This window comes from Candidatus Micropelagos thuwalensis (genome assembly GCF_000469155.1).
Classification (GTDB): domain Bacteria; phylum Pseudomonadota; class Alphaproteobacteria; order RS24; family RS24; genus Micropelagius; species Micropelagius thuwalensis.
This window is the reverse complement of record NZ_AWXE01000001.1, coordinates 461681-482161: the sequence shown is the minus strand read 5'-3', so window position 1 is coordinate 482161 and position 20481 is coordinate 461681. Positions and strand designations below refer to the sequence as shown.

The 20481-nt window shown below is 45.6% G+C and carries 19 protein-coding genes; 10 read left to right on the top strand and 9 right to left on the bottom strand.

The window, feature by feature from the left end:
- The first annotated feature begins 12 nt into the window (after positions 1-12).
- From aspS to RS24_RS02330, 4 genes are all read left to right on the top strand, one after another.
- Complete coding sequence (gene aspS / locus RS24_RS02345; RefSeq protein WP_021776574.1) at positions 13-1788, top strand: aspartate--tRNA ligase; 1776 nt, start codon at positions 13-15, stop codon at positions 1786-1788.
- A 63-nt stretch (positions 1789-1851) separates the two neighbouring features.
- Positions 1852-2250, top strand: coding sequence for an NADH:ubiquinone oxidoreductase subunit NDUFA12 (locus tag RS24_RS02340; RefSeq protein ID WP_021776573.1), 399 nt, complete (start codon positions 1852-1854; stop codon positions 2248-2250).
- A 35-nt stretch (positions 2251-2285) separates the two neighbouring features.
- Complete coding sequence (gene mlaD, locus RS24_RS02335) at positions 2286-2741, top strand: outer membrane lipid asymmetry maintenance protein MlaD (RefSeq protein WP_021776572.1); 456 nt, start codon at positions 2286-2288, stop codon at positions 2739-2741.
- A 34-nt stretch (positions 2742-2775) separates the two neighbouring features.
- Positions 2776-3117 carry a DUF2155 domain-containing protein gene (locus tag RS24_RS02330; RefSeq protein WP_051295589.1) on the top strand — a complete coding sequence of 114 codons (342 nt, stop codon included), beginning with the start codon at positions 2776-2778 and terminating at the stop codon, positions 3115-3117.
- Here RS24_RS02330 and aat read toward each other — a convergent pair.
- The 4 genes from aat to aroQ are packed head-to-tail and all read right to left on the bottom strand — an operon-like array spanning position 3054 to position 5989.
- Positions 3054-3731, bottom strand: a complete 678-nt coding sequence (aat, locus tag RS24_RS02325) for a leucyl/phenylalanyl-tRNA--protein transferase (protein WP_021776570.1) — start codon at positions 3729-3731, stop codon at positions 3054-3056. The genes RS24_RS02330 and aat overlap by 64 nt on opposite strands.
- Positions 3732-5081, bottom strand: a complete 1350-nt coding sequence (gene accC / locus RS24_RS02320; RefSeq protein ID WP_021776569.1) for an acetyl-CoA carboxylase biotin carboxylase subunit — start codon at positions 5079-5081, stop codon at positions 3732-3734.
- Between the two features lie 11 nt (positions 5082-5092).
- Positions 5093-5536, bottom strand: coding sequence for an acetyl-CoA carboxylase biotin carboxyl carrier protein (gene accB / locus RS24_RS02315; protein ID WP_021776568.1), 444 nt, complete (start codon positions 5534-5536; stop codon positions 5093-5095).
- A gap of 21 nt (positions 5537-5557) precedes the next feature.
- Positions 5558-5989: a type II 3-dehydroquinate dehydratase gene (gene aroQ / locus RS24_RS02310; RefSeq protein ID WP_021776567.1), complete on the bottom strand. Its 432-nt coding sequence runs from the start codon at positions 5987-5989 to the stop codon at positions 5558-5560.
- 194 nt (positions 5990-6183) lie between these two features.
- Between aroQ and thiS the strand changes: the two genes are divergently transcribed.
- Positions 6184-6384 (top strand): sulfur carrier protein ThiS, encoded by a 201-nt coding sequence (thiS, locus tag RS24_RS02305; RefSeq protein ID WP_021776566.1) that lies wholly within the window; start codon positions 6184-6186, stop codon positions 6382-6384.
- 4 nt (positions 6385-6388) lie between these two features.
- Positions 6389-7162: a thiazole synthase gene (locus tag RS24_RS02300; protein WP_021776565.1), complete on the top strand. Its 774-nt coding sequence runs from the start codon at positions 6389-6391 to the stop codon at positions 7160-7162.
- A gap of 12 nt (positions 7163-7174) precedes the next feature.
- Here the strand turns inward: RS24_RS02300 and RS24_RS02295 are convergent, their stop codons facing one another.
- The gene (locus tag RS24_RS02295; protein WP_021776564.1) at positions 7175-7918 is read right to left on the bottom strand and encodes a DsbA family protein; all 744 of its coding nucleotides are present in this window, start codon (positions 7916-7918) and stop codon (positions 7175-7177) included.
- 12 nt (positions 7919-7930) lie between these two features.
- Positions 7931-9250: a M48 family metalloprotease gene (locus RS24_RS02290; protein ID WP_192814048.1), complete on the bottom strand. Its 1320-nt coding sequence runs from the start codon at positions 9248-9250 to the stop codon at positions 7931-7933.
- Between the two features lie 198 nt (positions 9251-9448).
- On the opposite strand from RS24_RS02290, the gene RS24_RS02285 reads away from it, so the two are divergent.
- Complete coding sequence (locus RS24_RS02285; protein ID WP_021776562.1) at positions 9449-10636, top strand: pyridoxal phosphate-dependent aminotransferase; 1188 nt, start codon at positions 9449-9451, stop codon at positions 10634-10636.
- A gap of 10 nt (positions 10637-10646) precedes the next feature.
- Here the strand turns inward: RS24_RS02285 and RS24_RS02280 are convergent, their stop codons facing one another.
- Positions 10647-13157, bottom strand: coding sequence for an Rne/Rng family ribonuclease (locus RS24_RS02280; RefSeq protein ID WP_021776561.1), 2511 nt, complete (start codon positions 13155-13157; stop codon positions 10647-10649).
- A 449-nt stretch (positions 13158-13606) separates the two neighbouring features.
- On the opposite strand from RS24_RS02280, the gene RS24_RS02275 reads away from it, so the two are divergent.
- The 3 genes from RS24_RS02275 (at position 13607) to prfB (ending at position 18619) form a co-directional block, all read left to right on the top strand.
- Positions 13607-14875 carry an N-acetylmuramoyl-L-alanine amidase gene (locus tag RS24_RS02275; protein ID WP_021776560.1) on the top strand — a complete coding sequence of 423 codons (1269 nt, stop codon included), beginning with the start codon at positions 13607-13609 and terminating at the stop codon, positions 14873-14875.
- 101 nt (positions 14876-14976) lie between these two features.
- The gene (locus tag RS24_RS02270; protein ID WP_021776559.1) at positions 14977-17424 is read left to right on the top strand and encodes a penicillin-binding protein 1A; all 2448 of its coding nucleotides are present in this window, start codon (positions 14977-14979) and stop codon (positions 17422-17424) included.
- Positions 17425-17490: 66 nt separating this feature from the next.
- A protein-coding gene (gene prfB, locus RS24_RS02265) for a peptide chain release factor 2 (RefSeq protein WP_108912099.1) occupies positions 17491-18619 on the top strand; the annotation gives its coding sequence in 2 pieces (ribosomal slippage) (positions 17491-17559 and positions 17561-18619; 1128 coding nt in all).
- Here the strand turns inward: prfB and RS24_RS02260 are convergent.
- Complete coding sequence (locus RS24_RS02260) at positions 18616-19092, bottom strand: bactofilin family protein (RefSeq protein ID WP_021776557.1); 477 nt, start codon at positions 19090-19092, stop codon at positions 18616-18618. The genes prfB and RS24_RS02260 overlap by 4 nt on opposite strands.
- A 9-nt stretch (positions 19093-19101) precedes the next feature.
- Positions 19102-20424, bottom strand: coding sequence for a peptidoglycan DD-metalloendopeptidase family protein (locus RS24_RS09645; RefSeq protein ID WP_051295569.1), 1323 nt, complete (start codon positions 20422-20424; stop codon positions 19102-19104).
- Positions 20425-20481: the final 57 nt, after the last annotated feature.

Below are 20481 nucleotides of genomic sequence, written 5' to 3'. Positions count from 1 at the left end.
ACCGGAGGTTTCATGAACATCTACAGGACTCATAATTGCGGAGAACTTCGCAAAGAAAATATTAACGAAACAGTGCGCCTCTCAGGCTGGGTGCACCGTAAAAGAGACCATGGCGGTTTGCTTTTCATCGACCTGCGCGATCATTTTGGTTTGACGCAGTTGGTGGTAGAGCCGGAAAGCCCTTTTTTTGCCGATGTTGAGAATGTTCGGGCGGAGAGTGTTATCCGAATAGCGGGCACGGTAATTGCGCGTGACGGTGAGGCGATAAACCCCAATTTACCAACTGGCGAGATTGAGATTCGACTGGATGAATTTGAGCTTCTTTCAGCCGCAGGTGATTTGCCATTGCCGGTTTTCGGTGAGCCGGATTATCCAGAAGATATCAGGCTTCGTTATAGATTTTTGGATTTACGCCGAGAGACGATTCACAAAAATATTGTTCTTCGCTCGCAGATTATATCTTCTCTCAGGCAACGCATGATTGCGCAGGGGTTTACAGAATATCAAACCCCTATTTTAACAGCCTCCAGTCCGGAAGGTGCTCGGGATTTTCTGGTACCTTCCCGCATGCATCCGGGCAGTTTTTATGCCCTACCACAAGCACCACAACAGTTTAAGCAGCTTTTGATGGTGGCTGGTTTTGACCGTTATTTCCAGATTGCGCCTTGCTTTAGAGATGAGGATGCGCGTGCAGACAGGTCTCCCGGTGAGTTTTACCAGCTTGATATAGAAATGAGCTTTGTCACCCAAGAAGATGTGTTTAATGCCGTTGAGCCGGTGCTTCATGACATTTTTGTCGAATTTGGTAATGGCAAGCGTGTCACAGAAACATTTCCGCGAATTCCTTATGCCGAAGCGATGCGGAAATATGGCTCAGATAAGCCGGATTTGCGTATTCCTATCGAAATGGAAAATGTTACGGATGCTTTCCGCGGCTCAGACTTTAAAATCTTTGCCAAAATGATTGAGAAAGATGACAAGGTTGAGGTTTGGGGTATTCCAGCCAAAACGGGTGGAAGCCGCACATTTTGTGATCGCATGAATAGTTGGGCTCAAGGTGAAGGGCAGGCCGGACTGGGCTATATTTTCTTTAGGGAAGGTGAAGGCGCAGGCCCTATTGCGAAAAATATTGGGCCGGAGCGAACCGAACAAATCCGTACTCAGTTCGGATTAGAAGATGGCGATGCCATATTTTTCTGTGCCGGTGTGCCGAAAGACTTTATGAGTTTCGCAGGTGCGGCGCGCAACAAGGTCGGGCATGATCTCGAGCTTATTGATGCGGATCAGTTCTCATTTTGCTGGATTGTTGATTTCCCACTTTATGAATTTGACGAGCAGGCACAGAAAATTGATTTCTCGCATAACCCGTTTTCTATGCCTCAGGGCGAGATGGACGCTCTAGAAACCAAAGACCCGTTGGATATTCTTGGCTACCAATATGATATTGTGTGTAATGGCATTGAATTGTCATCAGGTGCTATTCGGAATCACAAGCCGGAGATTATGCTCAAAGCCTTTGAGATTGCCGGATATGATGCGGAAGTTGTCGAAAAAGAATTTGGTGGCATGCTGAATGCCTTTAGATTTGGTGCACCGCCTCACGGTGGTATTGCGCCTGGTGTTGACCGAATTGTGATGCTTCTAGCGGAGCAGGAGAATCTTCGTGAGGTTGTGGCGTTCCCAATGAATCAACAGGCAGAGGATTTGCTTATGCAAGCACCAAGCCCGGCAACAAATGCTCAACTGCTTGAGTTGGGTCTGCGAGTTATTGAAACCAAGAAAGATTAAATTTCTCTGACTGGACGCAAGATATGTTAAATGGCAAACTGTAAGTAGAAAGAGAGTCGGTCTATGCAGTTCTTGAAAATGCTTTTCACTTGGTGGCACGGCGCAACATTGGGTACGGCTCTGTTTACGAGTCGTCGTGGTCGCCTCATCGGAACAGATGACCAAGGCAATAAATATTATGTCGATAAGAAAAACCAATCACTAAATGGCAAAGTTCGCCGCTGGGTGATTTATGAGGGCGATGTGGAAGCGAGCCGTGTGCCACCGGAATGGCATGCATGGCTGCACTACACTGTTGATACACCGCCGAGTGAAGTGATGCCGGAACGCAACAGCTGGGAAAAGCCGCATCAGGTGAATATGACCGGCACGTCACATGCACATAAACCTAAAGGTAGTTTGTTGGATGATGTCCCTGAAGCTGCCGAAGGTGTTGGATATCAGGCTTGGAAGCCTGAATAGCTAAACAAGAATAATAATTGAACAGGATAAAAATCATGCAACATAATCTTGTAGAAACCTTGGTCGGGGCATTTGTCATCGCTGTTTCAGCTATCTTTTTGTCCTATGGCTATTCTGTCAGCGATATGTCGCCTAAATCCGGATATAAGCTTATTGCTGAATTTGATCGTATTGATGGTTTGACTGTCGGAAGCGATGTCCGCATGTCCGGTATTAAAGTCGGCACCGTGATTGATCAGGAATTGAATAAGCAAAATTTTTACGCGACAGTCACACTCTCCATCAATGATGATATTGAACTTCCGGATGACACCAGTGCTAAAATCACTATGGAAGGGCTGCTCGGTGGGAATTATGTTTCGCTCACTCCGGGTGGGAGTTTTGATTTGCTTACTGACGGTGATGAAATTTCTTATACCCAAGGCTCAGTAGATCTAATTGGGCTTGTCAGTCAGGCGATGTTCAGCACACAAAATGAAGACAGCGAATAAATTTCAATTCCTCGGGCTTTGTTTGGTCTGGGTGATGCTTTTGTCGCCAGCATCGGCTCAGATGGTGACATTCAAAACTCTTGATAAAGTGACAGCAAAAATAAGTCGTCTGGAGACAGAGGTCGGGCGCCCCACCGTTCTTGGACCGCTTACCATTACTGTGCGTACTTGTAAAACGACGCCGCCGGAAGAGCCGCCTGAAACAAGTGTCTATCTTGAAATTGACGAAAGCCGCGAGAGTAAAACCGAGCGTCTGTTCTCTGGCTGGATGTTTGCGTCCAGCCCTGGGCTAAATGGGTTGGAGCATCCGGTTTATGATTTATGGCCTGAAAGCTGTAAAATGCTTGCCGATGACGTGCTTATCGGCAAAGAATAAAAATCAGCTGGTTGCTCAAGAGCATCCTGTAAATAGGTATGATACCGCCCACGCGGCACTTCAATAGCTCCAAAGCGTGAAAGATGTTCTGTCGTGAATTGCGTGTCCAGCATGGTGTAACCCCCATGCTTCAAACGTGCTATAAGGTAAACAAGTGCAACTTTACTGGCATCAGTTTCAAAGCTGAACATGCTTTCACCAAAGAAAGCTGCGCCAATAGAAACACCGTAAAGCCCACCGACGAGCTTATCTTCTTTACCATCATTCAGCCACGCTTCTACCGAATGGGCGTGTCCGCGCTCAGCAAGATTGCAATAAAGGTCGAGAATTTCATCATTAATCCAGCTATTTAAACGGTCTGGTCGGGTGGCGCGGCAATTCTCCATGACACCCCGAAAATCTTTATCGATATGAATTGTAAATTTTTCTTTTTTTACCGTCTTAACGAGACTTTTAGGAATATGGAAATTTTCGAAAGGCAACATGCCACGGCTTTCTGGGTCGACCCAAAATATCTCTTTGGACTCTTTGGTTTCCGCCATTGGGAAAACACCCAGCATATAGGCACGTAATATGACGTCGGGGGCAATGTTAAGTTTGGTGCGGTTACTCATTTAGCTTTCGCTCGAGTTTTCCAGCCAATTCTCAAGCCAGTGAATATCATAATCAGCAGTATTAAACGCTTCAGCCTCGAGTAGTTCCTCAAAAAGCGGAATAGTACTTTCAATGCCGTCTATCACGAGTTCATTCAAAGCGCGTTTCATCCGCATGAGACATTCGTCGCGATCACGCCCATAAATAATAAGCTTACCGATAAGACTGTCATAATGCGGCGGGATAGAATATCCGCCATAGGCTGCCGAATCCATTCGGACACCTAATCCACCCGGCGCATGGTAATGTGAAATCAGTCCGGGAGAGGGGGTGAATGTTTTGGCGTTCTCCGCATTAATTCGACATTCAACCGCATGTCCTTGAAATTCAATATCCGCTTGTGTGAAGTTCAGCTTTTCACCTGAGGCGATACGAATTTGTTCACGCACAAGATCAAGGCCGGTAATCATTTCAGTAACCGGATGCTCAACCTGCAGTCGCGTATTCATTTCAATGAAGTAAAACTTTCCGTCTTCATAGAGAAACTCGACTGTGCCGACGCCGCGATAACCAAGGTTTTTAATGGCTGTTGAAACTATCTTACCAATATCCTCACGGGCGGCATCATCGAGAACTGTGGATGGGGCTTCTTCAAAAACCTTTTGGTGACGACGTTGAAGAGAGCAATCTCTTTCACCGAGATGAGCGACATTCCCATGAGTGTCTGCAATCACTTGGATTTCAATATGGCGGGGTTTTTCGAGAAATTTCTCAATATAAACTGCATCATCACCAAAGGCGGCTTTTGCTTCACTCCGCGCTGTTGAAAATGCTTCTTTCATTTCGGTATCGTTTCGAGCGATCTTCATGCCACGTCCGCCGCCACCCGAGGAGGCTTTGACGAGAACCGGATACCCGATGTCTTGCCCGACTTTAATGGCATCCTCTACTGTGAGAACCTCTCCATCAGAGCCGGGAACCACAGGTATGCCCAGTTCTTTGACTTTATCTTTAGCGGTGATTTTGTCACCCATCAGACGTATATGATCACCGGTTGGGCCAATAAAAGTGATGTGGTGTGCATCCAAAACATCCACAAATTTGGCATTCTCGGATAAAAACCCGTAGCCTGGATGAACGGCATCCGCCCCGGTAATTTCACAGGCGGAGACAATGGCAGCTATATTGAGATAGCTATCTTTCGCAGCAGGTGGGCCGAGACAGACACTCTCATCAGCAAGCCGGACGTGCATTGCTTTTTCATCAGCCGTTGAATGAACGGCGACGGTGGCAATGCCCATTTCCTGACAGGCTCTTATAACCCGAAGGGCAATTTCACCGCGATTGGCAATGAGAACTTTTGAAACCATCAGGATATGTCTCAGCTAATAATCGCCAGCACCTCACCGAATTCAACGGCTTGTGCATTGGCGACAAGTATTTGGTCGATTTTTCCGCTTTTATGCGCCGTGATCGGGTTCATCGTTTTCATAGCTTCGACGATGAATAGCGTTTGCCCTTCACTGACTTGATCCCCGACTTTGCAGAATGGCTGTGCACCTGGTTCAGGAGCGATGTAAGCGGTACCTACCATAGGTGATTTTAATGCGCCGGGATTTGCGGATAAATCTGCAGAGGTATCATCTTTAGTTACTGGTGAAGCCGGTGCAGCAGCTTGTACAACGGGTGTGGCTGAAACGGACACGCCACCTCGTGCGACACGAATGCGCGTATCGCCGCTTTCTATTTCGATTTCGCTCAAACCTGTTTCATTAAGAAGGTCTGCGAGTTCACGAATTTTTTCGCTGTCAGATTTTTTAACCATTCGGGCGTCCTTTTTTTAAACCTATGATTGTGACAGATAATCAATAGCCATCACATAACCTTGAGCGCCTAGACCACAAATCAAGCCTTGTGCAGCAGGTGTGATGAAGGAGTGATGACGGAATTCTTCTCGTTTGAAAAGATTGGAGAGATGTACCTCGACAACGGGAATTTCAAGAGCCAATATCGCATCGAGTATCGCAACTGAGGTATGTGTGTAAGCTCCGGCATTGATAATGACACCCATGCCCGAACTTCTGGCTTTTTGTATGAGCTCCACAAGTGCCCCCTCATCATTTGACTGGTGAAAAGAAACAGACAGGCCATGCTTTTCGGCATGTTTTAGACACATGGCTTCAATGTCAGCCAATGTGGTTGTCCCGTATATTTCGGGTTCCCGCGTTCCCAGCAAATTCAGGTTGGGGCCATTAAATATGTATATGGTTTTAGCCATTTGTTCCCGAGAAAGGTTTTATTAGTAATAACTGATTCATGTTTCATACTACATCAGACAGCAAAATACGAGTAAATCTAGATTAATGAGTTGTTTTGATTATTTTGCTTTCGATATCTTGCAAATTTAATCAATTATAAGCAAACTCCGGCAAATTGGCACCTAAATGTCCTATGAGCATGAGCAGGCACAAGATGAATATTGTTTTAAATGGCGAAGAAATAAATATAGCTGACAGTTTAAATGTTATGGGATTAATCGAACTTTATGAATTGCCTGCCAGTAAAGTAGCCGTTGAGCGTAATCTGGAAATTGTTCCCAAATCAGCTTATGTAACCACCATGCTAAAAGAAAACGACAAAGTCGAGATCGTTCATTTTATTGGGGGCGGATAAACTTATGGATGATACACTTCTGGAGATTGCAGGTCGAAAATTTCATTCCCGTCTCATTATAGGTACAGGAAAATACAAAGATTATGCCGAAAACGCTGCCGCCGCCGAAGCGGCAGGGGCAGAAATAATTACTGTTGCGGTGCGCCGCGTGAATCTGACTGATCCGAATAAACCCATGTTGGTCGATTTTCTGGATCAGAAAAAATATACCTATTTGCCCAATACTGCAGGCTGTTTTACTGGAGAAGATGCCATTCGCACATTGAGGCTCGCCCGTGAGGCCGGCGGGTGGTCTTTGGTTAAACTAGAAGTTCTAGGCGATGAAAAAACACTTTATCCGAATATGCCTGAAACCCTCAGGGCCGCAGAGCTTTTGTTGGCGGACGGGTTTGATGTGATGGTGTATTGCAGCGATGACCCGATTATGTGCAAACAACTTGAGGATATGGGGTGTTGCGCCATTATGCCATTAGGAGCACCGATTGGTTCGGGGCTTGGGTTACAAAACCCCGTCAATATCAGGTTAATTATTGAGCAATCAAATGTGCCGGTTCTCGTCGATGCCGGTGTTGGTACGGCCTCAGACGCAGCCATTGCAATGGAGCTCGGCTGCGATGCGGTGTTGATGAATACAGCGATTGCTGAAGCAAAATCGCCCATATTGATGGCGGAAGCCATGAAAAATGCTGTTATCGCTGGGCGTCAGGCTTATCTGGCTGGTCGGATGCCAAAAAAAATGTATGCCGATCCAAGCTCGCCGCTTGCCGGACTTATTTAGAGTTGGGTTGATTTAGTTTGCTGAACTTCTGATTTCATCAATCAGACTTTGCATGTCGTCATAGCTTAATGCGCCGCTAAACAGCTTATTATCAATTATAAATGCAGGAGTGCCATTTACCCCAAGGCTTTGTGCGAGATTTCTTACATCCATAATATGCGCATCAATGTCCTTATTTTTACCACGGGTAACAATCTCGTCAGCATTAAGACCATGTTTTTCAATTAAGCTAGAGAGTGCCGCACCACTAACATTGCCACGTGCATTGAGAAGGCTTTGATGAATTGCAAAATATTTGCCGTCACTCTTGCTTGCAAGAGCCGCACGCGCAGCTTGCTCTGAGGCCGGGCCGAGGATTGGGAATTCTTTGAACACCACACGGACATCAGGATTTTTTTGTGTGAGTTTCATGATATCTGGAAAGGCACGCTTGCAGTACCCACAATTGTAATCAAAAAATTCAACGACGGTTATTGGTGCATCTGGACGTCCAATGCTGAAATCTCGTTTATCATTATAAAGCGCATCACTGTTTTTCTTTAATATCTCGCTTTGACGTTTTTCATCCTCTGCAATCAGGTATTTTTGCGTGTTCTCAAAAACTTCAGCCATTACCGCCGGGTTTTCAAGCAAGTAGCTACGTATAGCTTCTCCTAATGCATCCTCCGACATAGTTACGGATTTATCGGTTGCATTCACATTCAATGAGGCCGTCGTTAAGACAGTGAGGAAAAGCACGAGAAAAACTTTTTTCATTACAATCTCCGGTCAGAGGTTAGCCATAATGTCTTGAGCTTTGAGCCATTCCGGTGAGTTTTTAGGAAGATGTTTCATGGCACGATGTGCATGCATAGAGGCTATCTCAAGTCTTCCGAGAATATAGTATCTTTCTGCCGTTGCAAGCTCTGCCCGTCCGGTATCGCCTAAAAGTGCATAGGCTGTTGCCATTTGATAGTAAGCGGTCATATTGTCCTTTTCCATACGGAGCGCCTTTTTGAGTATTTCCAGCGCTTCTTTGGCGGATGCTTTGGTTTCCAATGATATTAAAGATGTTGCCAGCCCGATTTGAAGGAGAGGCTCTTTAGGAGCTATTGCCACACTCTTCCGGTAAGGGGCGATGCTTTTGTCCAGATGACCCGCTTCATAGAGTATCTGTCCTTTCAGCTCAAAAAAGTAAGGATTGTCAGGCTGGAGCTTTATGAGTTTATCGACCAGTTGAACAGCTTTTTGAGTTTCCCCGTTTTTATAAAATGCAATGGTGCGGGCATATTTAGCGGGCAGAGTTTCCTGCCTTGCGTATCGCCGTAAAGTTGTGCCTGGATGGTCAAGAAAACCATATATTTTCGCTTTCGCCATATCATGTCTGAATTGGAGTTCAGGGCTGTCAGTCCGGTCACTAAAATTAGATAATTTCATGCCTTCTTCAATAAAGTTCACACGATTACGAGATAGGGGGTGAGATCTGACATAAGGGTCTTGATGAACACCAGAAAGTGCTTCTTGATCGGCAAGTTCATCCATCATATCTCGGATACCGCGTGCGGATTGTTCGGTCTTTTCCAACAGTCGGAGCGCAATCTGGTCTGCGGATGCTTCCTGAGCGCGGCTGAAACTCAAATAACTCCCTTTTGCGATTTGTTGTCCGCCGGTGATGAGCGCCATGCCCGCATCGGCCTGGCCAGCGGCTAACGCACCGACCCCTAAAATAGTCGCCAGCAGCATAGGTTTGCTTGCTGAGGCAATTGCATCGGACGTACGGGCGAGGTGCCCCCCGACAATATGTCCGGTTTCGTGAGCAATTACCCCAATAACAACATTTGGTGTTTCTGCCTCAAGAATAAGCCCGGTGTGGAAATACATATTTTTGCCTCCGGCTACAAAGGCATTTAAACTTTTGTTATTAATAATTCCGATATGTACTTCGTCGGGTTTCAACCCAGCGGCTAGAAAAATCGGATTGCTATAATCCTCAAGAAGATTTTCTATCTCAGCATCACGGATAAACTGAGCCTTAGCTTGCTGGGTTATAAAGAAAGTAAGAAAAATAAATATAGTTATATGCTTCTTCATAATCGAAGGCAGTTTCATATTTCTGTCGCTTTGAATTTTGCTTTTATTATGGTAGAGATTTTGCATTGTCGTTTATGTGCCTGTTCAATTAGCTGACTAAGCTTTTTGGCCAAACCGGTAAGCTTGACTCGATTGTCTTATCAGATACATAAACATACTTTTTCATACCATAGAACATGCAGTCCAAACATTAAAAAATCTGAGAGGTTTGGTACTATGACGTCCTCATCTTTTTCGCGCCGTGGCGATATTGCATCCTTTTTGGCTATGGATGTCATGCGTGAGGCAAATCAACTGCAACAAACCGGGCAGAATATTAGTCATTTGGAAGTCGGGCAACCCTCAACGAAAGCGCCGCGCGTGGTGCTGGATGCCGCAAGATATGCGATTGATAGTGAGCTTATTGGTTATACAGATGCTTTAGGGCTTGATGACTTGAGACAGGCACTCAGCGCTTATTACCATACGACTTATAAGGTTGATGTTGCGCCTGAGCGCTTTGTTATCACAACAGGATCCTCTGCAGGCTTTATTCTGGCGTTCCTAGCCTGTTTGGATGCCGGACAGAGGGTCGCTGTAACCGCGCCGGGTTACCCAGCCTATACGAATATCATCCAATCGTTAGATCTTACACCAGTGACCATAGCTTTAGGCCAGGAAAATAATTGGACGCTAACGCCTGATGATTTGCGCGATGCGGAGAAAACGCATGGTGCTATAGATGCCCTATTAATAGCAAGCCCTGCTAATCCAACAGGCACAATGTTAAGTAAACAGGCATTGACCGAGCTTTCATTGGATTGCGCGCATGCCGGGCGTTGGTTTTTTTCTGATGAGATTTATCACGGTTTGACCTATGCGCAGGAGGCGACATCAGCTTTGCAAGTCGGTGACCATAATCGGCTAATCGTGATGAATAGCTTTTCAAAATATTTTTCTATGACAGGCTGGCGGATTGGATGGATGATTGTACCCCCCCAAATGGTGCGCGTAGTTGAAAGGCTTCAACAAAACTTGTTCATATCCGCGCCAACCCTTTCGCAATATGCGGCATGTGCTGCACTTACGCAAAGCGCACAAGATGAGCTTCAAAAGCACGTGGAGCTCTATCGTCACAACCGGGATAAGTTGATTGCCTGCCTACAGGATAAGGGTTTGACTGACATTGCACCTGCGGATGGTGCATTTTATCTTTATGCAGATTTGCATTCTCTATCGCCGTCTTTGGAAAGCGAAACATTCTGCGCTCAATTACTCAAGGAAGCACAGATTGCCATAACACCAGGTGTGGATTTTGATAAAAATAGGGGCGCACGATTTGTTCGCTTTTCCTTTGCCCGTGCTGCAAATGAGATTGATCTTGCCGTTGACCGCCTTAACGCATTTCTAGGCCTTTTACGGTAAGTCAGAAGTCTTATCGACGCCACCATCCTGACCGTTTTTCCCCCTCATTTGCATCTATCTCCTCGGATTTAGTTTCAATATTTTCAGATGCTATAACTTCAACAGGAGGTTCTTGAGCAGAAGATGTTTCAGGTGCAGATGTTTCTTCTTTTGTGCTGGCCTTTTTACGCGGCGAGCGTCTCGGTTTTTTAGCTGCTGTTTTGGGCTTTGGTGTTTCTTCGGGAGCAGATGTTTCCGATGAAGCTGCATCAACATTATCTTCTTGTTTCTTTTTTCGTGGGGCGCGTCTTGGCTTTTTTGCCGGTTTGTCCTCCGCCGCCGCGTCAATGGCTGCCTCAGCAGGACTTTCTTCTGAGTTCATTGGTGCGGGGGAGGTAATAATCAACCCGTCATTTATGTCGTCATTTTGAGAGAATTCAAATGGCGGTGCAGGTGGAAGTTCTGAGGCTGAAACATTATCAGAAGTACTGTCAGTTGCGCTTCCATCGCCATTATTGACAGTGTCACCATTGGCTTGATTATTTTCATCATATTCGGATGAAGCTTTACGCCTTCTTCTCCCGCCACGACGTCCTCTTCTCCGGCGACGTGGCTTGTCTTCATCATCCTCAATTCCATCGGCGCGTTCTGAGGGTCTTTCATCGGCTTCGGAGCTAACTTCATCCTCCGAACCAGACGCTTTTTGATTATCTTCAGAATTATCACGCGCATTGTCATTCGAACCATCACCACTGCCACGTTTTCCACGTCTGCGACGTTTACGTCCGGACGGCTCTTCTTCGCCGCCAGGTGTGATTTCTGGATTACCGTCCATTCTTATTTGTGTGGCATTGCGCGTTACGGCACTGGAAATAGACATCTCCATCGCATTCAGCGCTTCGTCGCTGGAAACTACTATAAGGCAAACTGAATTGCTCTCAATGGTGACAAGATGTGTGCGTTTGTAATTCAGAATATATTCCGCAACCTCACGCGGCACTTTCACCTCGATTGTTTTGTCATTTTGGTCTTTTAAGCTCACGGCCTCTTGCTCAATTCTGCGCAGAACATGCAAAGCGCGACTTTCAATTGAACGAACCATGCCGGTACCATTACAATGACTACAATGTTCTGAGCTTCCCTCCAGAACGCCAGAGCGCATTCGCTGGCGTGACATTTCCAGTAATCCGAAGGGACTGATTTTGCCGACTTGTATGCGTGCACGGTCTTTTTTAAGCGCGTCTTTAATGCGGCGCTCAACGGCTCTGTTATTTCTGTTTTCATCCATATCAATGAAATCAATCACCAACAGACCTGCAAGGTCTCTGAGCCTCATTTGACGGGCTATTTCTGTCGCGGCCTCTAAATTTGTTTTTAATGCGGTTTTTTCAACGGAGTGTTCTTTGGTCGAACGCCCTGAGTTAACGTCCACCGAAACCAAAGCTTCGGTCGGATTAATAACGAGATAGCCCCCAGAGGGCAAAGGCACGACAGGATTGAACATGGCGGAAAGTTGGTCTTCAATACCGGTCTCTTGAAACAGGGCTTCATCTTTTTTGAATAGCTTAATTTTACGCGCATGGCTCGGCATGAGCAGTTTCATATATTCTTTGGCGTTTTTATAACTGTCTTCACCTTCAATAAGAATTTCTTCAAAATCCTTATGATATAAATCCCGAATGGATCGTTTAATCAGACTGCCTTCTTCATAAACGAGAGAGGGGGCTGAACTTTCAAGCGTAAGTTCACGAATATTTTTCCACATCCGCATGAGATATTCAAAATCACGTTTAATTTCGACAGCCGTTCTCTGCGCGCCTGCTGTTCGGATTATCAAACCCATACCTTGAGGCACGTCGAGTTTTTCCGTGATTTTCTTCAATTTTTTTCTGTCGTTAATGTTGTTGATTTTTCTCGAAACACCGCCGCCTTTGGCTGTGTTTGGCATCAGGACACAATACCGTCCCGCCAAAGAGAGGTATGTTGTTAAAGCTGCACCTTTATTGCCGCGTTCCTCCTTAACCGCTTGCACGAGAATTACCTGGCGACGTTTGATAACTTCCTGAATTTTGTATTTTCGCGAAAGCTCTCTCAGGCTTCTGGAACGGGAAGCTTCCTCATGGGCGTCCCCACCAATATCTTCCACATCCATAGAGGGTGTATCGCCACTATCTTCTTCGCTATCTTCATTATTATTACCATCGCTTGCGCTGGAAGAGTCAGTGAGGTCATCATTATCGTCATCTTCGCTGTGAGCCTCTACTTGGGCTTGTATCAGTTCTTCCCTGTCGGAAAGTGGGATTTGGTAAAAATCTGGATGGATTTCATTGAACGCAAGAAATCCATGTCGATTGCCGCCATACTCAACAAAAGCAGCCTGAAGTGAAGGCTCAACTCGGGTAATTTGTGCGAGGTAGATATTGCCCCTTATTGGGCGCTTGTTTTCGGACTCAAAATCAAATTCTTCGATCTGGTTCCCATGCATTACCACGACCCGGGTCTCTTCCGAATGGGCTGCATCGATTAGCATTTTTTCTGTCATAAATTTTTTCTCCGCGATCCAAGCGGCGGGCGAGTAAGGTCTCAGCCAGCGTCTCAGCGCAATGGGTTAGGGTATGCAGTTGAAATGCAGGCTGGAGTGACTTGAATTCACTGCAATTTTGGATTTTGAGAATATATTCCATTTTCTATTCTAAACCTTAACACTTCACTGCTATTTAGCTGAATGTAGACAACCTGATGGGTAGTCATACACGTCAAAATTCATTTTTTAACCATTAATGCAAAAAGTTTTTTTGAAATTTTCAAATTCCTTTAATCAAAAACGGATAATTAATTTGGTAATCGGATTCCGTTCTAAATAAAACTGAATAATTACCGACATAGACTGTTTAACCATACGCCAATAGCATTGCAAGCAGATGACATGATTATTTAACATCGATTTTTACAAAATTTTTGTATGATGGAAATAAGTTTCATGAGTCGTTGATGAATAAACAAAGAAACATAATAATATTTATCGTCTTGCTGGTCTTAAATTCGGTTTTAAGTCCTGCCTTACCGTTGTCCTCTTTTTTGTCTTCTGTATATGCCCAGACGTCATCTCCGTTGACAGCTAAAAGTTTAAGACTCGGCGCAATTGAAGAACATACGCGTGTGGTTGTCGAGTTTACGGAGGCGGTGGATTACAAACTTTTTACCTTGTCGAGCCCCTATCGTGCAGTTATCGACCTCCCGGAAACCAAGTGGGATATTCCCGACACAATTCAGGATAAGGGATTGGTATCAGGCGTCCGCTTTGGATCTTTCAAGCCGGGGCAGGGGCGTATTGTTGTGGATTTGCGTGGGCCCGTTAATGTGCACAAGCATTTTCTTTTGCCGCCCACGGTGGCGATTAAAAATCACCGACTTGTGATTGATTTTGAACCGGCGACCATTGCAACTTTCCGGCAGATGAAACCAGCTATCTCTCAAACACAAACAGCCTCAATTTCAGCCCCTGATTTTCAGCCGACGCCAACTCCACAACCTCAATTTTCTTTACCGACTGGGGAATTTACACCTAAGCCTCGTCCTCGTAAAACGCGGAAAATTATTGTCATTGACCCGGGGCATGGTGGCGTAGATCCTGGGGCGTTAGGCACTCGTTCACGTGAGAAAGACATCGTGCTTGCGTTTTCAAAGGAACTGGTGAGGCAACTCAAGGCGACACGTCGCTATGATGTATATTTGACCCGTTCGTCAGATATTTACATTCCCCTGCGACAGAGAGTTCAGATTGCAAGAAACCGTAACGCAGATTTGTTTATTTCCATTCATGCGGATGCCATTAAGAAGAAAAATATTCGTGGCCTTTCTGTGTATACCTTGTCTGAAAAAGCTTCTGACCGAGAAGCAGCGGCACTCGCAAAGAAAGAAAATCAATCTGATATTATTGCCGGTGTTGATTTTGGCGACCAGTTGCCGGAGGTCACAAATATTCTGATTGATCTTGCACAACGTGACACCAAAAATGCTTCCGTGAAATTTGCTGAAAGTCTTATCAGTTCGGCGCGTGGCAAAACCTTGTTACTGGACAGAACACACAGATTTGCAGGTTTTAGGGTTCTTAAAGCCCCAGATGTGCCCTCTGTTCTGGTTGAATTGGGCTTTATTACCAACCGTACGGATGAAAAACAGCTTTCATCGAGTAAATGGCGCCGCCGTGTCGCAACCGGCATGGTAGAGGCTATAGATAATTATTTCCGCCTTAAATAAGTCGAAAATTTAATAATTTTATGTCACAGGGTTGCCTTATTTGTGGTCTAACCACACACTTGAACCGCGTACAGTATTGTACGTTCATGTTGGAGTAGAGCTTGATACGCATAATCGGTTATTTATTTGGGCTGGGTCTTACAATGGCGGCATTGCTTAGTTTTTTCGCCGGTGTCTATCTATGGCGTTTAAATAAGCAGCTTCCTGACCACGATCATCTTGCTGATTATGCGCCTCCAATCATGACACGTGTACATGCGGCTGATGGTGATTTGATTGCTGAATTTGCTCAAGAACACAGGTTTTTTGTGCCGATTGGGGTTATTCCCAAAAATTTGATTCAGGCGTTTTTATCCTCAGAGGACAAAAACTTTTACGAACATAAGGGCGTGGATGGGCTTGGCGTTGTGCGCGCGATGATAAAAAATGTGTCCAACATAACTCAAGGTAAAAGGCTTGAGGGCGCGTCTACAATCACGCAGCAAATCGCAAAGAACTTTTTGCTGACAAGTGATGTCACCATTGAACGAAAACTAAAGGAAGCCGTGCTTGCTATTCGCTTGGAACGCACTTTCACAAAAGCTGAATTACTAGAGCTTTATCTTAATGAAATTTATCTCGGTATGGGAACATATGGCGTGGCTGCCGCGGCATTGGCTTATTTTGACAAACCTCTGGACAGCCTTTCAATTTCAGAAGTGGCCTATCTTGCGGCGTTGCCTAAAGCGCCAAATAATTATCACCCATTCCGCAAAACCCAACGCGCCTTAGCGCGCCGAAATTGGGTTATCGATCGTATGTATGAGAATGGTTATATCACCCAGCTTGATGCGATGGTGGCCAAGCAAAAAGACCTTGGGGTCAAATCAACAGGAAGAAAAATTAAGTCTATTGATGCAGCATACTATGTTGAAGAAATCCGACGGCAGGCATTCGATATGTATGGCGAAAAACAGCTTTATGGCGGCGGTCTCTCTATTCGTTCTACACTGAACACAGATTATCAAAAATATGCACAAAAAGCATTGCGGGACGGTCTGTTGAATTATGATAAGCGCTATGGATGGCGTGGGCCAGTCAGGCAGGTTGCGCTTGAGGACTTTGAAGATTGGGCGCTTCCTGTTCAGGATGTTCCTATTCCATCCGATCTCGCACCTTGGCGATTAGCTATTATTTTAAAGGTGGAGGAGGATAAAGCCGAAATAGGTTTGCGCCCGCGTCGAACGGCGGCAGGTAAGTTTGAAAAAAAACGCGAAACCGGAAAGATATTTTTGGACGGTGTTAAATGGGCCCGCAAATCGGTCAAGGGTGGGTTAGGGCCGAATATCTCATCTGTAAAAGATGTCTTATCTTCCGGAGATATTGTCTGGGTCGAGAAATCGGGTGCTGGACATATTTTACGTCAGATACCTGAAGTGAATGGTGGTCTCGTAGCGATTGACCCGCATACCGGCAGAGTGCTTGCAATGGTTGGCGGATTTAGTTTTCAGGCAAGTGAGTTTAACCGAAGCACTCAGGCCATCCGACAACCTGGTTCAGCCTTTAAGCCTTTCGTTTATGCGGCGGCTCTTGATGCCGGATACACCCCAACAAGTCTTGTGCTTGATGCGCCTTTTGTTATGCAGCAGGGCAAGGATATGGGGTTATGGAAACCAGAAAATTATGGGCGACAATTTTATGGATTGTCGACTTTGCGTCTAGGCATTGAGAAAAGTCGGAACTTGATGACAGTCAGGCTCGCCCAACAAATAGGTATGCGTCCGGTGGTGAGTTATGCGCGCAAATTTAATATCGTTGATCACATGCCACCTGTGCTCTCGATGGCGCTGGGGGCAGGTGAAACAACCTTGATGCGCCTTACAACGGCCTACGCTATGCTTGTGAATGGCGGTAAACAGGTATCTCCAACACTCATTGACCGAATACAAAACCGTTATGGTGAAACAATCTATAGATATGATGAACGCCCATGCGTCGGTTGTAATGCTATTTGGACAGGGCAAGATACCCCTATTCTGCCAGATGTCAGGGAACGAGTATTATCCCCTCAAACCTCCTATCAAATTGTTTCCATGCTTGAAGGTGTCGTGAAGCGCGGCACGGGGCGTTCTATTCGTTCCGTTGGCAAGCCGTTAGCTGGTAAAACCGGCACCACTAATGATAGTCGTGATGCATGGTTTGTCGGGTTTGCACCTGATTTGGCTGTTGGTGTATATATTGGTTTTGACTCGCCGAGAACGCTTGGTGAGGGGGAGACAGGCGGACGGATAGCGGCCCCGGTATTCAGAGATTTTATGTCCAGGGCGTTACGCGATGCACCTGCCACACCATTTCGGATTCCTCCCTCCGTTAATCTTGTAAGGGTCAACGCCCAAACAGGTAAACTAGCCAAGGCTGGTGACGGGTCTGTTATTCTTGAAGCCTTCAAGGTCGGCACGGAACCAGCTCCCGGGCGTGCGCAGGCTGTGATTGGTCGTGGCGAAATTGCTCCAAAATCTGAAAGCACGGAGAATTCTGCGATTGGCTCCGGCACGGGTGGGTTGTACTGAAATTTATCATCAGGGCTTTACTCCTGACAGTTCTGGATTTTATAAAAAACTTTTTGGGAAGAAGCTGTGAAAGCCGAAATACAAGTGCAAGTAGATAAGATTAAGCAGTCACTCGAACTGCTGAGGAGGCATCTTTGACTGGGATGCAGCACTCAAAAGGCTGGAAGAATTAAATAGTAAAGCTGAAGACCCTGACTTGTGGCAAGATCAGGAAAAGGCGCAGGCTCTTATGCGTGAGCGCACACGGCTGGATGAGTCTATAAAATCCGTCATGGCGGTTGAGCGCGAACTTGCCGATAATCTTGACATGATAGAAATGGCTGAAGCTGAAGGCGATGACGATATTGTTGCTGAAAGTGAAGCTGTTATTTCTCGGCTTTTCTCTGAGGCTGAGCGCATGGAAGTTGAGACGCTCCTATCCGGTGAAGCGGATTCAAATGACAGTTATCTGGAAGTTCATGCCGGTGCTGGCGGGACTGAGAGTCAGGATTGGGCCTCAATGTTATTGCGTATGTATCTCCGCTGGGCTGAGAAAAAAGGATTTAAGACTGAGCTTATTGAAGAAACCTCTGGCGAAGAAGCAGGCATTAAATCTGCGACAATAAAAATTTCCGGGCATAACAGTTATGGATGGGCCAAGACGGAGTCCGGTGTGCATCGTCTGGTGCGTATCTCACCTTTTGACAGTCAGTCACGTCGTCATACCAGTTTTGCAAGTGTTTGGTGCTATCCGCATGTTGATGAGAATATCAATATTGAAGTGTCGGATGCGGATGTACGTATTGATACATTCCGTGCCAGTGGAGCAGGCGGGCAGCATGTCAACACTACAGATAGTGCTGTGCGGATTACGCATAATCCAACGGGAATTGTTGTGCAGTGTCAGAATGAACGCTCACAACATAAAAACCGAGCAACGGCTTGGAATATGCTGCGCGCGCGACTGTATGAGATGGAACTCAAGAAGCGGGAAGAAGAAGCCAATGCCGCCGCTGAAAGCAAAACTGAAATCGGCTGGGGGCATCAAATTCGTTCTTATGTGCTTCAACCTTATCAGATGGTTAAGGATTTAAGAACGGGGGTAGAAAACGGCAACCCGCAAGCCGTTCTGGACGGTTCACTAGACCCGTTTATGGAAGCAGCACTCGCGCAAAGAGTAAGCGGTGAGACTGTCGAAGTTTCTGATATAGATTAATTAATTGTTTGACCAGATGGCTGTTGGGCCAACTTATCTGGATGTCCGTTTGTTGCAGGTTTAGTATCAGAGCTTGGGGCAGGGACATTCAGAGGGATGGAGGCTTTGGCAAGTGGGTCTTTCTCACGATGGACAGAGCCGTTAAAAAAGGAACCGGACTCAATTGCCAATGCTTCATGAAAAATCTCACCTTCAACATGACTGGTTGCACACAAATGTACACGTTTTCCTAGGATTGTGCCTTTGACGCGTCCACGAATGGTTACATCATCAGCAGCGATTTCACCTTTTACATTTGCGGACTCGCCGATAACAAGCTTACTTGAGCGCACATCACCGTCAACATGCCCGTCAATATGTATTTCGCCATCGGCAAAAAGTTGACCCAGAACATTGATGTCTGAGCTCAAAATTGACGGCGCTGCTTTACCGGATTTACTGATTTTTGGCGCGTTCATTTTCGTAGAACTCATCCGAAACTCCTATTGTCCACTGGGTAAACCACTTGAAAATAAGTGCTTACCAGCCTGTGTAAAATTCATTGGATTTTGAACTTTATCTTTATACCAAATCTCATAATGGAGATGCGGCCCTGTGCTTCTACCACTTGAACCTACCGTACCAATAACCTGATGGAAGTCAATTTTTTGTCCACGTTTAACTTTTATTGATTTGAGGTGGGCGTATCGGGTGCGGAAACCATTGCCATGATCAATCTCAACAGCTAGCCCGTAAGGCCCTTTGTGGCCTGCTTTAACAACTCTCCCGGGAAGGGTGGCATGAACGTCGGTGCCTGAAGGTGCGCCAAAGTCAAGGCCTGCATGAAAGGCACGGCGTTTGTTGATAGGATCAATACGAGGGCCGAAATCACTGGTTGTTTTGTAATAATGCACCGGTACGGATAGAGGTAATTGTGAAAGAGACAAATTTAAATTTGAAAGTTTTTCCAGATTGTTAGATATGCGTAACATCTGTTTGAACTTTGGATCAGCGCGATCAATATCTGCGACCATGGGAATGAACGGTCCGCCAGAAGCAACAGAAGTATCAGGGAGAATGCTTGCGATAAATTCTTCTGCATTGACAGTTTCTGTCGCATTAATGATTGCGGTAGCTTCAGCAATCTTCTGGTCGGTATTTTCTTCCAGCGCGTCAAGAAGCTCTTGTTGGCGGATTGTGAGCCTTTGAACCCTGTCACGGATATTGGCTGGTACATCCATCAGATCTTGTTTGCTAACAAAATCATTGTAATTAATCTCATAGCTATCAGAGAGAATAATTTTGTCGGTGTTATTTACGCCGGTATCAACGCGGCTTTGAAATTGATCACTTTTATTACCGATAGGCGAAGCGATAATATTTGTGCGAGATTTACTCCTGACGACGCGGTTAGAGGCGATCGCAAATTTGGCTTTCATCTCTTCAAGCTGAGCTGTAACGCTCGCATTTTTTTCAAAGATTTTTGTTAACTCTTTATGTCGGAGTTCAAGTGTTGATGTGATCTCTTTGAACCATTCCTGCGTGAGCTGGTGCTTTTTGTCGAGTGAGTCAATATTTGACTGCATTTGAGCCAGCTGAATTTCATAACTCTGGACTGTTTCCTGAAGTTTTTCGTTTCTAAATGCGATAATTTCATCTTGCATGCTGATGAAAGTGACTGAGGCGACAAGGGTCAGAACAAGCAAAATAGAAATAATGAGACCCGAAATTTGCATTCCTGGCGTCAGGGTAAAATATTTTACCGAGCCTTGGTTTCTAATATAAAGCTCTTTGCTTGAGAAAATTTTAATTAAAAATTTGCGCACTATACTCGCCCCAGAATGTTACAAAGAAAGTATTTACATTATTTTTCAACATCTTGA